This window comes from Flavobacterium circumlabens (assembly GCF_004345565.1).
GTDB classification, from domain to species: Bacteria; Bacteroidota; Bacteroidia; order Flavobacteriales; family Flavobacteriaceae; genus Flavobacterium; species Flavobacterium circumlabens.
Map to the genome: position 1 here is coordinate 344,444 of NZ_SLWA01000002.1, position 14,753 is coordinate 359,196.

Below are 14,753 nucleotides of genomic sequence, written 5' to 3' on the forward strand. Positions count from 1 at the left end.
AAAACAGGTTTGCTCAATAAAAATGATTTTCATTTCTATTGTGATTGAACTTTAGTGGAATTATGAGAATTTAAGTTAATTTCCTGCTTTGCTTTTTATAGTAAACTGCAAACAAAATTTGTCCGGTAAAAAATAAAATATTTGTAAAAATTCTTATAAAAATAACAGCCCTGATGGTTGTCATCACGCCCTCAGGATCGTTTGATCTAAAATGTAATATTGTATAAAGATCCAGTTTTGTAATTATAATCGCAGGAAGGGTTAATAAAAAATAAATGATGAACTTTTTGAAATTTACCTCAGTTATAATTTTTGAAAGTTTCCAATAATAAAAAGCTACAATTAATAAGATAATGAATTTAAGCAATGTTGCCAAAGGATAAATCGTGGTATGCCATCCGGGTATGACTGATGATAAAAAATTAGAAGTCAGATAGAGAATTGAATAAGGAAATAAAAGAACCAATAAAAAGATACAAATTAAAAAAGTGGTTTTTGTTTTCATCATGTTTATTCTTTCTTCAGACGCAATCCCATCGGAACCATTAAAATACCTTTTTCATAAATGTTCAGATACAGTTTTATGGGCTTCTTTTGTCCGTCCCATTTCAGTTCATAAACATTCAGGAATCCGGCTCCCATATCGCTTCTTTTGGTTGGGAAGGGACAACAGGTCTCTAATCGGGTATAGGTGATTTTTTCTCCGTTTGGTCCGGCCAGCGCGTTTAAAAAACGGGTTTCGTTCAGCGCTTCATCTTTGGTGTTTCGGTAAAAAATATTCACCGGGTAATCCGGATCATAACCGTATTTTTTATCATTGCTGAATAAAGTAATGACAAACGTATTGTCTTTTTTCAAAACTAAATCCGGAGCATTGTCATCTACATTTTTCAAAGTAGATTTGGTGCTGATACAAGAAGTTACCGAAATAAGCAAAACGATAAAAAGAGCTGTTTTTTTCATGTTAAATACGTGTTTTGTAGTACAAATGTAAGCTGTAAAAACGGTTTTTAAAATAATCTGGATTAAGAAAAATGCCGCCTGAAATGCGTAAATTAAGTTTAAATCTTCTGATTTTCTATTGTCAGGTTTTGATTTGAATTCAATTTTAAAATACCAGTTATAATCAGATACTGTGCCACAAGATAGGTTAACATGATGAAAAATGAACTTTTTTCAATTGGAGAGTGAAATTTGTTCACTGCCAAAATACTGTCTGAAGCAACAAAGACAATCGCACCAACAAAAACATATTGATTTCCGGGTTTTTTCCAGGTCAGGAATCCATTAAAGGCAAACAATAACATTAGTGAAATTACTGTCGCATATACAATTACAGGAATTTTTAATTCTCCTAAAGTGGGTAATAAAAGTGATAACATTCCGATTAAATAACAGCCAATGATAAGACTTCCGATTAAAAAAGCGGCTTTTGTTTTTTTATTGCGTGTTTTGGTTTGTTTATTAAAAAGAACCGAATAAATAACATGTGAAATAAGAAAAGCAACCAATCCGAGAATAAAATAGATCTCCGCTATGTCTGCAAAAAGCAAAATGACATCACCAATCCAAGAAAAAAGTAAGGCAGTTAAAACAATATTTTTGGAGGGAAATTTTTTATGAAGATAAACTCCAAATCCTAATAAAGGAATTAGAATTGGCTTTAGGAAAAGATCAAAGCTCTCGTATCCGGAAAGTAAAAGCATCAGGTAAACAATACTAAAACCAATATAGATTTTAAGGAATAAGGTGTTTTTCATAGATTGGGGGATTATGAATTGATAAGTTGATTTGAATCAGTTTTAAAATCGACCGAGACAAAATATACCGAGACAAAAAAAGATAAAGTCAAATAGCCGATAATAACAGAATTGGAGAATGGAAAAATACTGTTCAGTCCAAACCAATCTCCATAATAAGAGAGTATTGCAATCGCTGTTATAAAACGAAAACCTTCCCAGAAAGGAGCATATTTACTTTTGTCCATAAGCTCACTGTAACTGTAGATTGTAATCAGAATAAAAAAGCCATAGATAAAGATATTGGGCAAACCAATTTTGGCAATATTGTCAAATAGATACGTGACAAACAAAAGGGTGAGTAAGACTTGTGCAACAGACCAATAAATTAGTTTTTTGGAATTTTGTGTTCCGTATTTTTCAAACTCATAAACATTTTCGATTTTGTTTACGGGGAATAATTCTTCGAAATTTTCCGGTCGCCATCCTGTTGGTTTAAACCAGATGCTGAGTTTGTCTTTCCATTTCGGAGCACGCCAGGCATCTTTAATCAGCAAAGTCAAATGTTGGAAGTTAATCCGGATCGGGTTCCAGGTATTAGCAGGTCTCGTAATTCCGAAAACAGGAGGAACATCATCCAATTCTTCCTGAAAAGTCCCAAAAAGTTTGTCCCAGAAAATAAAGATCTGGGAATGATTTTTGTCTAAATATTCCGGATTTATGGCATGATGCACCCGATGATGGGAGGGGGTTACCAAAATGTGTTCAATAAAGCCCATTTTTTTAATATGCTTGGTATGATACCAAAATTGCAAAAACAAATGAAGAGGCAGGGTAATGGCAATGACAGTAGCGGGAACACCAATCAAAGCTGCGGGAATAAGTAAAAAAGTAAATAAATTGACTAAGCTTGCAACAGGCTGTCGCAGGGCACAGGCTAAATTAAACTCTTCACTGCTATGGTGGATTGCATGTTTGTTCCAGAGGAAATTAATCTGATGTGCCAATCGGTGACTCCAGTATCCATAAAAATCGATCACAAAAAAGGCAATGCAGTAGGAGAGAACGTTAGCTTCCAGATGATAAACAGCAATTTTAGAAACCAGCCATTCATAGGAAATAAAAGTAAGGCTAAGGCCTAAAACATCTTTTACCGAATTGGTAATTCCCGAACTGATACTCGATACGCTGTCTATTAAAGGGGCGGTATCGTCCTTTTTGTATATGCCATATATTTTTTCGATTATAATTAAGACTAAAAAAACCGGTGTGGCAATAATTAATATCTTTCCATATTCTTCCATAAAAAAACATTCAATTTTACCCAAATATAGATAAAATTGAATGTTTTTTAAAATATTCTCAATTTAAACAATTTCGGCGCTTAAGCCAGCTTCCAAAAGTTGTGTGCATTGCGGTTTCAGTTTGTCCATCGGACCTGTCTTTACAGTGCATTTTCCGTTGTAATGTACAATTAAGGAACATTGTTCTGCTTGCTCGGGCGTGTGACTGCAAACGCGCATTAAAGTATCGATTACGTGATCAAAAGTGTTTACATCGTCGTTATAAACAATGATTTCGTTATTGAAACCTGTAGCTTCTTTTTCCCGAACTCTTTCTCTTACTTTTTCTTTAGTACTCATTTTTTTAAGTTTTTGTACTGTTGTAATTACTATTTTTTTTGCCACAGATTACACGAATTGTAAAGATTTTAAAACTCAGAATCTGTGAAAATCCGTTTGGCTCGTTTAATTCCGAGCCCTTTTAACCTGGAAATAATTAACAATCTAATTTACGTATTTTAATGAAACCCAGTTGTTCCTTTGAAACTTTTTAACATATTTTAATCCTTTTTCAGTGCAGGATGCATCAATAAACGGAATGTCTTCTTCGTAGAAACCGCTTAATAATAAAGTCCCTTTTGGATTTAAACAATCTACATAAGCCTGCATATCGTTTAACAAAATGTTACGGTTGATATTGGCTATAATCAGATCGTATTTTTTACCGGCCAACAACGCAGCATCGCCTTCATAAACGGTAATATGTTTACAGTTATTGCGTTCTGCATTTTCGATCGAATTCAAATAACACCAGTTGTCAATATCAATGGCATCGATAGGTTGTGCACCTTTCATTTCGGCCAAAATAGCCAAAATTGCAGTTCCGCAACCCATGTCTAAAGTTTTCAAACCTTCAACATCAGTTTCAAGCAAATGCTGAATCATCATATGCGTAGTTTCATGATGACCTGTTCCGAAACTCATTTTTGGTTCAATTACAATATCAAATTCGGCATCAGTTTTTGGATGAAAAGGAGCACGAACATGACATTTTCCGTCAACATCAATGGCTTCAAAATTCTTTTCCCATTCTTCGTTCCAGTTTACCTGATCGATTTCTTCAATGGTATATTCAATTTTAAATTCTTCTGATTCTAAGATATAAATGTCATCCAGAATAGTCGAATCCCATAAATCTTTCTTTACAAAAGCCGAAATTCCGTTTTCTGTTTCTGTAAAAGTCTCAAACGCTTTTTCGCCTAATTCCGCAATTAAAATTTCCGAACCCGGTTCTTTTGGTTCAATGGTAAAATGATATCCTAAATATATGTTCGACATAACTATTTTTTTTGCAAAGGTAAGAATCCAAAGCAGAAGTTGTTTAAAAATCCGGCAGAACCTTATTATTTTAAGTATAATTTATAAACATAAAAAAAGCGATACCTGAAGTATCGCTCTGTATTTAATGCCACAGATTAAAAGATTAATATGATTTTTAAAAAATCTGTCCAAATCTTTGGAATCTGTGGCAAAATAATTTTTAGATTGCTGTTACAATAGCTAAGAAGTCCTCTGCTTTTAAAGCAGCACCTCCGATTAAACCACCGTCAACATCCGGTTTAGAGAAAATCTCTTTAGCATTGTCCGGTTTTACAGAACCACCGTATAAAATTGAAACTTCATCGGCAATATCAGCACCAAAAGCTTTACGAACCACTTCTCTGATGAATTCATGCATTTCCTGTGCTTGTTCCGGAGAAGCAGTTTCTCCTGTTCCAATCGCCCAAACCGGTTCGTAAGCTAAAACAACTTTAGACCATGATTCTTTTGCGATATGAAATAATCCGTCACGTAGTTGGTTTTCAACAATATTGAAATGGTTTTCAGACTGACGGTCTTTTAATTCTTCTCCAAAACAGAAAATAACAGTCAAATCATGTTTCAGGGCAGTGTCTACTTTGTTCGCGATCAAAGCATCTGTTTCATGAAAAATAGCTCTGCGCTCAGAGTGACCAAGAATTACTGTATTTACGCCAATGCTGGTTAGCATTTCAGCAGAAATTTCTCCTGTAAAAGCACCACCTTCAGCCTGGTGAACGTTTTGAGCAGCAACACCTATTGTTGTGTTTTTTACTTTGGCAACAGCTGCCTGTAAATTTACAAATGTTGGTGCAACAATTACCTGAGCGGTAGTTTGTGCTGGTATTTTGGTAATTAATTCATTTAATAATTCTTCAGTTTGTGCGGCATTTTTATGCATTTTCCAGTTTCCTGCAACAATCTTTTTTCTCATTTTGGTAGTTTTTATTTATTCTTTTAATTTTTGTTTAGATGAAATAGCAATTTTTATTGCACTTGTTTTAATCCTTGTAAAGTGGCATTGATTTTATCAAAATCGGTTTCGATAGCTCTGTATAAAACAATTTTTCCGGTTTTGTCGACGATAATATATCTCGGAATCCAGTCTAAATCAATTGCTTTTCCGAAAAGACCTTTCATACCGTCATTCATCATAAAATGATCTCCTTTTAATTCGTGTTTTTCAATGCCGATTTTCCATTTATCAGCTGTTTTGTCAGCAGAAAGGAACAAATAAGAAACATCAGGATTATTGGCTTGCAGTTCTTTTACTTTTGGCATTGCTTTTACACAGTCACCACACCAGGAAGCCCAAACTTCGATAACCAGCGTTTTTCCTTTGTAATTTTTTAATATTTTTTTGAAAGCAACCTGACTTCCATCAGTCGCTAATAGTTTTTCAGATAAGGCTTCTTTAGAAAAACTTGTTTTCTGAGCCTGTGAGCATGAAAATGTGATAAAGGCAATAAAGAGCAGTGCTATTTGTTTCATAGTAGGATTCTAAAATTTTATTTCAATACTGAATTCACAAAGTTAAACAAAGAAATCGAATGCCAAATGGAGATTAACAAAATTTGAACACCTCTTTATTTTATCACAAAACAGGAAATTTCGGTTAAAAAAAAGAGTCTGAAATCGTAATAGTTCGTTGGAAAAATTCAATTTTGGAACAAATTTTAGCAATTAGATTTCTTAATCCATCAAAAAAGGATGTTTTTTACTTTTTTAAGGTTTAAAAAAATTTAGAAAAACGCTGCAAATTTCTTTTTTTCGACGATAAATTATCAATTCAAATCGTAATTTCCGTTGGCCCATTTTTTACAGGGAACAATCCATTCGTCTAAAGCTTTATATAAAAAACCATGTTTTAAATTGGTATTTAATTCGATTTCCCTGAAATGATTAACTTTCAGTTTTGAGGTTTCTTTTCGTCTAATGGCCGATACGCCCAAAACATCTGATTTTTCATAAATGGTCAGAATGTTTCCGCAGAAATTGATATCCTGAATTTCCTCAATATCGATATCACGAAAGCAGCCGATAAATACAAAATTCACTTCCGGATTCGCCAGATAAGTTGAAACATATTGTGCGATATAACCACCCATTGAAGTTCCGACTACAGTTATTTTATTAGGTTTGACGCCTTTTTTTAGTAGTTTATGAATTTGTTTGACCACCTTTTCAGCATACTCTGCGGCATTGGTGTTCTTTTTCCTTTTTTCGCTAAAAACTATAAAATGATCCGCTTTAAAAGAATTGATAATTTCATTGTATTCGGCTTTTCCATATTCAGGATGGGCTTCGTTTAAATCATGTTCTTCGATAAATTTATTGTGCAGAAAAAAAATATAAGCCTGTTCGGTGTTTTTACTTGGTGTCTGACCAAAACCCAGGATGCTAAAAAGAATGATAAGTGAAAAAGTAATCAGTTGAAATGGTTTCTTCATTGTGGTTTAAATAGGATTGATTTTGCGAATGTTCTTTTTTCTAAAATTTATTATTTAAAAATGGAACTTAAAAAAAGCGCCAATACCTCTAAAATATAGAATATTGGCGCCAGTAATATTATCTGTTATTTATTAAAGACCATAAGCAACATCGGATAATTTTAAATCATCAACATCGTTGTAATGTACTTTCTGAACCACAGTTCCTTTATGTAAAACTACGATACTCGGATTGGCTCTTTCGATGGTTTTTAAAGCCGTTGCATCGCAGAAATAGAAATCCACATTTAAACCGTATTGTTTTTTGGCTTTAGCTATTTCATCCGGACCTGAAGCCGTCATTGCAATTACTTTGTAGCCTTTCGCTTTCGCTTCCTGATTTACTTTTTCCAGTTTTTTCATGCCTTCAGGATTCGATAAATTTAAATCATAGGTTACAAAAATCACTAATTTCGGTTCTTTCAGTAATTCTTCTTTATAATCAGAATCTTCTTTTACCATTGTAAAATCATGAATGGGCGGTACATAACCTTCAGTGATTACCTTGTCTTTTCTGTCAACAAAAGTGGCACCTGCAGGAATATTGGCTAACTCTTTTTCGGTAAATTCTTTATCCACTCCGTTTACTTTGTAGATAAAAATCATTTCAACCACCGATTTGGGAGCACCGTCTGGAATTTTCATTCCTTCCTCGATGTTGTTACCCACTTTGAAAGGGCGAAAATCTTTAATCGGATTGTGATTTAATACCCAAACGGCCATAAACACACACAAAATAACACTTATTAAAGTGATGATATTGGTTACCAGTTTTGAAAATAAAGGTTTAACCAATTTTTTATTGAAGAATAAAATCAGGATAAAGAAAAGTAAAACAACATCTTTTGTAAACGATTGCCACGGTGTAAGATGTAAAGCGTCTCCAAAACAGCCACAATCTTTCACCACATCAAAATAAGCAGAGTAGAAGGTCAGGAAGGTGAAAAAGACGATCAATAGCAATAAGAACCAAATCGTTGCTTTTGCTTTGTAACCTACTAACAACATTATCCCTAACACCACTTCTAAAATCACTAAAAATATCGCTAATCCTAAAGCCAGCGGCTCCAGAAAAGGCATATTGAAAACCGGTTCACTAAAATATTCTGCCAGTTTGTAAGAGAAACCAACCGGATCATTGAGTTTAATTAATCCCGAAATAATAAATAATACGCCGACAAATAGTCTGGAGAATTGGGTAATAATGTTTTTCATAAGTATAGTTTAATTTAAAATTCCATTTCCTTTTACATTCTTAAAACAAGATTGGAATTTGGAATTTCATTTTGGAATTTTTTATTTCATAGGGTTTAAAATCAACGCAAAAACCGAGTAATTGATCATGTCCTGATAATTGGCATCAATACCTTCAGAGACTAGAGTTTTGCCTTTATTGTCTTCAATTTGTTTAACACGAAGCAGTTTTTGCAGGATCAGGTCCGTAAGCGAACTCACGCGCATTTCACGCCAGGCCTCACCATAATCATGGTTTTTGGCTTCCATTAATTCCTTGGTCAGTTTAATTTTGGCGTCGTATAATTCGGTTGCTTTTTCCACATCGAGATCCGGCTGGTCAACAACTCCCAATTCTAACTGTATCAAAGCCATGATAGAATAATTGATAATTCCGATAAATTCTCCTTTTTCATCCTCATCGACTTTACGGATTTCGTTTTCCTGTAAACTTCTGATTCGTTGCGCTTTTATAAAAATTTGATCCGTCAGTGAAGGCAGTCTCAAAATGCGCCATGCACTGCCGTAATCTTTCATTTTATTGATAAATAAGGTACGGCAAACCGTGACTACATTATCATATTCTAAGGAAGTATTCTTCATTTATTGCTGTATATTTGCTAAAAATTTCTTCAAAAATAAGGATAAAATTAAAGAGTTTCAAGTTTAAGGTTTTCTTTGTTTCAAGTTTTTTAAAACAGAGTTTGTAATTCAGACCACTTGAAACAGGGAAAGATTGAAACAAAGGTTCTGCAACCCGCAACCTGAAACAAATAAAACTTAAAGCAAAATGTTAATTAACTGCAAAGGCCAACTTATTGATTTATCGACTCCTAAAGTAATGGGAGTTATGAATGTCACGCCGGATTCTTTTTTTGATGGCGGAAAATATAAAAATGAATATGAGATTGTCACGCGCGCGGGCAAAATTTTAACCGAAGGCGCAACATTTATAGATATTGGGGCTTATTCCAGCAGGCCCGGTGCCGATTTTGTGTCGGAACAGGAAGAAATTGATCGCATTGTTCCTGCTATTGAAATAATTCTAAAACACTTTCCGGAGGCACTGCTTTCGATCGATACGTTCAGGGCAGAAGTGGCGAAAGCAAGTATAGAAAGCGGCGCTGCGCTTATAAACGATATTGCGGCCGGTGAATTAGACGATAAAATGTTTGACGTAATCGCCCATTATAATGTGCCTTACATCATGATGCACATGCGTGGAAATCCGCAGACCATGCAAACCATGACGCAATACGAAGATATTGTAAAAGAGATGCTGTTTTATTTTTCGGAAAAAGTAAAAAAAGCCAGAAGTCTTGGAATCAATGATCTAATTCTGGATCCGGGTTTCGGATTCGCCAAAACAACGGAGCAGAACTATGAGGTGCTGCAAAAAATGGAGCTTTTTAATTCGTTGGAATTGCCCGTTTTGGCCGGAATATCAAGAAAGTCAATGATCTATAAAACATTGAATATTACAGCCCAGGAAGCGCTAAACGGTACCACGGTCATCAATACGATTGCATTGACAAAAGGGGCTAAAATCCTTCGTGTTCATGATGTGAAGGAAGCAATGGAATGTGTGACTTTGTTTAATAAAATGATTTTGTAAATATGAAATACTTATTTCTGCTCTTTATTGTTCTTCTTTTCTCCTGTGGAAAAAAAGAAGACGTTTTATTACCAAAATCAAATGTTAGTATCGTTAAAAATGTAGAAGATCTCTCGCCGATTTATATCTTTTTTAAAACCAAAGGCAAAGATACCATTGCTGAATTAAACCGGAAAAACAGTATCATTTCAACCAATTGGATTTTCAATATAGACAAACGTCTGCCTTTAAAAATGGTTATTCCGGAAGTAATGAAACTTCAGGAAAAAAAGCGTGCTGAGAAAGCGCATAAAAACGAAAAAGCCGAAAACTATTATTCCTACGCTGATTCTGTCGGAAAGAATTTAGCCTTTCTGCCGTTCACGAAAGTGTATTATAAAATGGAAATTGCCAATAACAGAAGTCAGTTGTATTTTAAAAAGAACGGTTTGATACAATATAGCGGTAGAAAAATATATGATTTTCCTAAAAATAATTTAAAGCCATTCTTAGATAGTTTAGTAATTAATCCCAAAGCTGAAATTAAATTTTCGTATGATAAAAATATGACTTACGGGGATTATATTCAATGTAAAATCTTAGTGAAAACTATAATTGATAAAAAGATTCCACTTGTTTTTATAAATGAAGAAGAAGAATTCGTTTTTTAAACTTGAAACAAAGAAAACCTGAAACAAAAACTTTTATTGATGATGATAAGGTTCATTCCTTAAAATCGTAAATCCGCGGTACAATTGCTCTATAAAAAACAAACGCACCATCTGATGCGAAAACGTCATCAATGAAAGCGAAATTTTGCCTTGTGCTTTGCTGTAAACCGTATCTGAAAATCCGTAAGGGCCACCGATTACAAAAACAAGCGTTTTGATTCCGGAGTTCATTTTCTTTTGTAATTCTTCAGAGAAACCAACGCTCGAGAAGTTTTTACCGTTTTCATCCAGCAAAATCAACTGATCGGTGGGTGTTAGTTTGGAAAGAATCAGTTCACCTTCTTTTTCCTTTTGCTGGCTCTCCGACAAATTCTTTACGTTTTTGATATCCGGAATAATCTCCAGATCAAATTTGATATAAAAAGACAGGCGTTTGGTATAATCGTCAATCAGGGTTTGAAGCGATTTATTGTCGGTTTTGCCAATGGCGATAAGTTTGATGTTCATTGATTAAAAGTTTTGCCACGAATTACACAAATAATCACAAATTTAAAAAACGGAATTTGTGATAATCCGTTTCATTCGTAAAATCTGTGTACTATTTAACGATCTGCTTTTTATTCTCAAAAACAGTTTTAAAATGCTCTACAACCGGAAACGGCTCATAATAATGATGGAGAATCTTCTTCCATTCTAAATACGCTTCAGAATTTCTGAAGCCTTCCGTATGATCTTCAAGTGTATTCCAGTCCACTAATAAAAGATATTTATTTTCGACTTCAAGACATTTTTCTAAACGATGTCCCAAATACCCTTCAATAGAAGAAATAAATTTACTTGCATTGGCAAAATCAGCTTCAAACTGACTTGCTAATTCGGGTTTTATAAAAAGAAAAACAGCTTCCAGAATCATAAAATTTAGTTATTATATTTTATCTGCCAAATCTGCTAAATCTGCGAGAAAAAAATAGCTCCCGCAGATTTGGCGGATTTGGCAGATTTTTTTTAATAGTTTTTGGTAATCCGTTTTAATTTTTAGAAAATTTGGCTTCGAAGGTTTTGAATCTTGTGTCCAGATCTTTCAGTAATTGTTTTTTTACCGAAGCATCCTGAATAAAGCTGTAATTTATGCTGTTGTACACATATTGTTTGATCGTCGCATACGTCACATCCGGATATCTTTTTGCCAGTAACACATATTGTTCTGTCATGTTTGTCCTTAAAATTCCCGCGTCGTCCGTGCTGATGACGATTGGTACATTGAATTCCTTGTAAAGTGAAAAGGGATGTCTGTTTTCTTTAACTTTTAAGATGAATTCGTTGCTGGTCAGATTAATTTCTATTGGAATAGTGTTTTTAGCCATGTAACGCAACAAATCATAAGAATTGGCTTCGTAGGCAATATCAACTCCGTGTCCGATTCGATTGGCTCCGGCAACATAAACCGCATCGTTGATATGCCAGGTTAAATCCTCCGGTTGTACTAATCCCAGCGTTAATTCTCCGGCGTGAAGCGTATATTTTACATCAGCAAATTTCGAATGGCAGTATTTAAACATCACCATATGAAGCCAGTAATCGTTCATTGAATTTTCGCCATGTTCAGGAGAAACAATGTTTACACCGGCGACCAATTTACTGTCGTTGGCAGAAATAAAAGCGATCACCAGATTTTTAAACAAATCTACCGGTTCCATAAAACGCAGCACAAAATTTTGGTAACGCATCGTAAAACGGTCATCGTCAATTTTCAGGTCTTTGTGCAGTTTTGCTATAAAGTTGGTATTGAAATCTTCTGCGTATTTTTTAGCGTCTTTTTGCTGTAGGGATTTGTACAATTCCTCTAAATATTTCAGAACCGCTTTTTCGTCTTTTTGAGCTGCCGCCTGGCGAAGTTTAGCATTGAAATCAGTTAAATCGGAAACATTCATATCACATGGAATTGTAGATAATTGTGTTTCGATATAACTTACATTTTCAGCAACAGCACGCTTTTTTAGTTCCAGCATGCCTTCGGCAAAATGCCCGTCTATTGTGGGGAAAAATTTATCAAACGAATCAAAAAACAAATCGTCAGAAGGAATAGACACGCTGTTGTAATCTTTAGCGGACCAGGTTTGCATGACCTGCTGTTTATAGAATTCCAGTTTTCCGTTATTTTTAAGAGAAGAAAAATTTTCCCAGTTTCCCTTTGCAGGTTTTGTTTTGGAAACCTCCATCGTTTCTAAATTCAGATAAAAATCGGCTGCAATGGCTCTTTCCAGAAGAGGTTCCGCATAAATGGATCCTGAAAAATGATGGTGTAAATCGCCTCCTTTGGGCATTTGTTGAAAAAAAGCAGTGGAGAGTGCTTCATTGTTTCTGATTTTTTCTAAATAACGTTCAGCTGATTGAGAAAAGCCAATTTGCGCTATAAAAAAACAGAAAAGTGTAATTATCCTCGTCATAGTCTAGATTTAAATTACATGCAAATGTAATGGATTTTGAGGACATTTGAAAATGTGATTTTAAACTGAGGTTTTACTTTGTGTATTTAACCGCAAAGAGCGCAAGGTTTTTTTTAAACATGCCGTAAATTTAACCGCAAAGTTCGCAAAGTTGTACCGCAATACTTCACCTAAAAACAAAAAAAGACGCACATCAGTGCGTCTAAAATAAAACCTTAGAACCTCAGCAACTCAGAACCTCAGGATCTAAAAAACCTTTGACCCTTTGCAACTCTGCGACTTTGAACCTTCAGGAAAAAAGCACATCCCGAATTTCTTCCGTCTTATCAAAAACGCTTTTCGCAAAAGGGCAAAGCGGAATGATTTTCAGATTATTATTTCTCGCATAGTCTACGGTAGCCATCAGCAGTTTTTTGCCAACCCCTTTTCCGCTGAATTCTTCGTTGACTTCGGTATGGTCAATGATGAATTTAGAATCCCCGGCCCAGGTATACGTCATTTTTCCGGCTTCTTTTCCATCTTCGAGAGCTTCAAAATGGCCTCTTTTTATATCGTTTATTTGTTGGATTTCCATGATTATTTATACTAATGAAGTTTCTATTTTAATTGTATTTACAAGTGTTTTATGAACCGGACAACTGTTTGCAATTTTCAAAATTCGCTGTTTTTGTGCGTCGTCTACGTTTCCGGCAATTAAGATTTTCGTCGAAAACAAAGAAACGGTATGTTCTTCATTTTTGTCAAAATCAACCCAGATGGTAAGCTCTGAAACATCCCAGACTTTGCGGTCAATATACATTCGCAATGTAATTAAAGTGCAGGAGGCCAGAGATGAAGCGAGAAGTTCAAACGGACTAAAACCTAAATTTTTTCCGCCTATTTCCTGCGGTTCATCTGAAATAAGTGTATTGCCGGTTTTAGATGTTATTTCGGTACGATATTTTCGGGTATCGATTGTTGCTTTAATGGTATCCATACTATTATTTAATTCTTGGTTCAGGTAAAGGTACAAATTCGGTTTCACCCGGAACTTTTGGGAAAGTTTGTGCTGTCCAGTCTTTTTTTGCTTTTTCTATTAATTCTTTATCCGAAGAAACAAAATTCCAAAAGATAAAATGTTCTTCCGGAAAAGGCGTTCCTCCAAAAATATAAACGGTTGAATTGGCCGTAATTTCAAACTCACACAAAGTACTGTCGTTGGTAATCAGGATTTGCTTCGGATCGTAAACATGTTCGCCGCTTTTGATACTTCCTTCCAGAATATACAATCCGCTTTCGCCAAATAAATCTTTTCCGATGTTTATTTTTTGGGTGGTTTCGCTTTTAATTTCAATAAAATACAACGGACTATACACCGGAACCGGTGATTTTTTTCCAAAAGCTTCTCCGGCAATTAATTTATAAGAAACGCCGTTTTCTTCCCAGGCCGGAATATCCTCTGCTTCCACATGGGCAAAATTCGGATCCATTTGCTCTAATTCTTTTGGTAGCGCTACCCAGATCTGTAATCCGTGAAGCATTTTATCAGAATGTCTTAAATATTCCGGCGTTCTTTCGGAATGTACGATTCCTTTTCCCGCTGTCATCCAGTTTACGGCGCCCGGTTTTATTTCCAATTCGGTTCCCAGACTGTCACGGTGCATGATGCTTCCTTCAAACAAAAAAGTTAAAGTGGAAAGTCCGATGTGCGGGTGAGGCGGGACATCCATATTCTGGTACTGGTTTAAATGCGCCGGTCCCATATGATCAATAAATACAAAGGGTCCGACAGCTCTTTTTTCACGGAAGGGCAATAATCTCCCTACCATAAAATTGCCGATATTGGCGGCACGTTCTTCAATAATTAAGCTGATGTTTGACATGGTATGGTTTATTTGAGTTGAAAACAAAATTACAGTGGAAATGGAAAGCTGTAACTTAATTCAGATTAAGATTTCT

18 protein-coding genes are annotated in these 14,753 nt (G+C 34.9%); 2 read left to right on the top strand and 16 right to left on the bottom strand.

What is annotated here, in order from left to right:
* Positions 1–510 precede the first annotated feature (510 nt).
* The 10 genes from EV142_RS06035 to EV142_RS06080 all read right to left on the bottom strand — a co-directional run bounded on the left by EV142_RS06035 (position 511) and on the right by EV142_RS06080 (position 8,706).
* The gene (locus EV142_RS06035; protein WP_132033524.1) at positions 511–963 is read right to left on the bottom strand and encodes a 2-dehydro-3-deoxyphosphooctonate aldolase; all 453 of its coding nucleotides are present in this window, start codon (positions 961–963) and stop codon (positions 511–513) included.
* A gap of 98 nt (positions 964–1,061) precedes the next feature.
* Positions 1,062–1,760: a lysoplasmalogenase gene (locus EV142_RS06040; protein ID WP_132033526.1), complete on the bottom strand. Its 699-nt coding sequence runs from the start codon at positions 1,758–1,760 to the stop codon at positions 1,062–1,064.
* Between the two features lie 11 nt (positions 1,761–1,771).
* Positions 1,772–3,043: a sterol desaturase family protein gene (locus tag EV142_RS06045; protein WP_132033528.1), complete on the bottom strand. Its 1,272-nt coding sequence runs from the start codon at positions 3,041–3,043 to the stop codon at positions 1,772–1,774.
* A gap of 63 nt (positions 3,044–3,106) precedes the next feature.
* A complete protein-coding gene (locus EV142_RS06050; RefSeq protein WP_095381901.1) occupies positions 3,107–3,382 on the bottom strand; it encodes an ATP-dependent Clp protease adaptor ClpS in 276 nt (91 codons plus the stop codon).
* Positions 3,383–3,526: 144 nt separating this feature from the next.
* Positions 3,527–4,360 (bottom strand): 50S ribosomal protein L11 methyltransferase, encoded by an 834-nt coding sequence (gene prmA, locus EV142_RS06055; RefSeq protein ID WP_132033530.1) that lies wholly within the window; start codon positions 4,358–4,360, stop codon positions 3,527–3,529.
* Between the two features lie 202 nt (positions 4,361–4,562).
* The gene (tpiA, locus tag EV142_RS06060) at positions 4,563–5,315 is read right to left on the bottom strand and encodes a triose-phosphate isomerase (RefSeq protein WP_132033532.1); all 753 of its coding nucleotides are present in this window, start codon (positions 5,313–5,315) and stop codon (positions 4,563–4,565) included.
* A gap of 53 nt (positions 5,316–5,368) precedes the next feature.
* Positions 5,369–5,872: a TlpA family protein disulfide reductase gene (locus EV142_RS06065; protein ID WP_132033534.1), complete on the bottom strand. Its 504-nt coding sequence runs from the start codon at positions 5,870–5,872 to the stop codon at positions 5,369–5,371.
* A 293-nt stretch (positions 5,873–6,165) separates the two neighbouring features.
* Positions 6,166–6,831, bottom strand: coding sequence for a YqiA/YcfP family alpha/beta fold hydrolase (locus tag EV142_RS06070; protein ID WP_132033536.1), 666 nt, complete (start codon positions 6,829–6,831; stop codon positions 6,166–6,168).
* A 132-nt stretch (positions 6,832–6,963) separates the two neighbouring features.
* On the bottom strand, positions 6,964–8,085 hold the full coding sequence (locus EV142_RS06075) for a BT_3928 family protein (protein ID WP_132033538.1): 1,122 nt from the start codon (positions 8,083–8,085) through the stop codon (positions 6,964–6,966).
* 81 nt (positions 8,086–8,166) lie between these two features.
* Entirely contained in the window at positions 8,167–8,706 is a 540-nt protein-coding gene (locus EV142_RS06080) for a DUF1599 domain-containing protein (RefSeq protein ID WP_132033540.1), read from the bottom strand.
* 187 nt (positions 8,707–8,893) lie between these two features.
* On the opposite strand from EV142_RS06080, the gene folP reads away from it, so the two are divergent.
* Both folP and EV142_RS06090 read left to right on the top strand, forming a co-directional pair.
* Positions 8,894–9,718, top strand: coding sequence for a dihydropteroate synthase (gene folP, locus EV142_RS06085; RefSeq protein WP_132033542.1), 825 nt, complete (start codon positions 8,894–8,896; stop codon positions 9,716–9,718).
* A gap of 2 nt (positions 9,719–9,720) precedes the next feature.
* A complete protein-coding gene (locus EV142_RS06090; RefSeq protein WP_132033544.1) occupies positions 9,721–10,368 on the top strand; it encodes a hypothetical protein in 648 nt (215 codons plus the stop codon).
* A 33-nt stretch (positions 10,369–10,401) separates the two neighbouring features.
* Here EV142_RS06090 and rlmH read toward each other — a convergent pair whose 3' ends face one another.
* The 6 genes from rlmH to EV142_RS06120 form a co-directional block, all read right to left on the bottom strand.
* On the bottom strand, positions 10,402–10,875 hold the full coding sequence (rlmH, locus tag EV142_RS06095; RefSeq protein ID WP_029269532.1) for a 23S rRNA (pseudouridine(1915)-N(3))-methyltransferase RlmH: 474 nt from the start codon (positions 10,873–10,875) through the stop codon (positions 10,402–10,404).
* 91 nt (positions 10,876–10,966) lie between these two features.
* Positions 10,967–11,281, bottom strand: coding sequence for an antibiotic biosynthesis monooxygenase family protein (locus EV142_RS06100; RefSeq protein ID WP_132033546.1), 315 nt, complete (start codon positions 11,279–11,281; stop codon positions 10,967–10,969).
* A 115-nt stretch (positions 11,282–11,396) separates the two neighbouring features.
* On the bottom strand, positions 11,397–12,815 hold the full coding sequence (locus EV142_RS06105) for an amidohydrolase family protein (protein ID WP_132033548.1): 1,419 nt from the start codon (positions 12,813–12,815) through the stop codon (positions 11,397–11,399).
* A gap of 289 nt (positions 12,816–13,104) precedes the next feature.
* Complete coding sequence (locus EV142_RS06110) at positions 13,105–13,389, bottom strand: GNAT family N-acetyltransferase (RefSeq protein WP_132033550.1); 285 nt, start codon at positions 13,387–13,389, stop codon at positions 13,105–13,107.
* 6 nt (positions 13,390–13,395) lie between these two features.
* Positions 13,396–13,791 carry an OsmC family protein gene (locus EV142_RS06115; RefSeq protein WP_132033552.1) on the bottom strand — a complete coding sequence of 132 codons (396 nt, stop codon included), beginning with the start codon at positions 13,789–13,791 and terminating at the stop codon, positions 13,396–13,398.
* Positions 13,792–13,795: 4 nt separating this feature from the next.
* Complete coding sequence (locus EV142_RS06120) at positions 13,796–14,677, bottom strand: pirin family protein (protein WP_132033554.1); 882 nt, start codon at positions 14,675–14,677, stop codon at positions 13,796–13,798.
* Positions 14,678–14,753: the final 76 nt, after the last annotated feature.